Annotated in this window: 1 pseudogene; it reads right to left on the bottom strand. The window is 60.4% G+C overall.

The annotated features are described in order from the left end of the window. Positions 1 to 956: pseudogene (locus DV704_RS12105) on the bottom strand (transposase); the annotation flags it as partial. Positions 957 to 1,018 lie beyond the last annotated feature (62 nt).

The following is a 1,018-nucleotide window of genomic DNA, read 5'->3' as shown; positions in this document are numbered from 1 at the left end:
CTGGATTTACGCGCTAGCAACCAAGCTGCTTCCAGAGGGCTCAAATCCAGGGCCAGCTTTCCCACCATCAGTTTTCGTCGGCACTGGTAGAAACTCAACTTCAGCCGTTCTCGTTGTAACTCAATCAACCCATAAGCCACCATGCCCAAAGCCAGGTGCGCCAGCAAGCGCACCCGCTTGCGGTGTCGGCGCCCCACCCAGCCCAGTTCCTGTTGCAACCCGCGGAAAATCTCTTCGATGGCCCGCCGCAAGCGGTACACCTCCACCACCCGCCGGCCTTCCCACCCCACCTGACCGGTCGTATAGAACTTACGCCACTGCCGCACCACTTGCACCGGAAAGGTAAGCCCCCGCAAACAGCCCACCTTCACCCAGTGGGCCCCTCCCTGCCGCTTCAACTGGATACCGTCCAGCAATCGGTTTGAACCTAGCCTCGTAACCAAAGGCCACCCCCGGGCATGGAGCCAGGCCAGCACCTCCCCCGATGCGTACCAAGCATCAATCAAAACCCCCTCCGGCTTGAACCCCTCGGTCGCGGCCTAGGCCAGCAGGGATAGCGCCAGGTCTAACCGGCTGGCCTCCTCACCCCCGAAGTAAGGCAGGAAGGCCAGGGGCAGTCGGGTTTGTCCATCCGTCCAGGCCAGCACCACCAGGGCAAAGCCATAGGTGTAGGCCCCGCTGCTCAAATCCTTGAAGCGCTGGAGCTTCAGATGGCCTGCTGAGTAACGCGGTATGAGGACGTCATCCAGGATGAGGTAACCCCGTCGCAGCCCTCCTTTTTGGCAGCAGAGTTCCAGGGCCAGCGTGAAGTGAAGGGCCAGGGGTTGTTGCAAGGCTCGGTAGAGGCTGTCATGGGCAAAATCCTTACCCTCGGCCATAGCCAGGGCCGAGGCGTTGATGGGGCTGGAAGCTAAGCTTTCCAGAGCGCGGCGGATGGGACGTGGTATCCTATTCATTGGGCTCCCTACGTAACTGGAAGCCCATTCTGATGCGTGTAAAGTACACCGCGTAATTCCAG

The sequence above is a fragment of the Meiothermus sp. QL-1 genome (assembly GCF_003351145.1).
GTDB lineage: Bacteria > Deinococcota > Deinococci > Deinococcales > Thermaceae > Meiothermus.
This window is presented reverse-complemented; position numbering and strand designations above follow the sequence as displayed.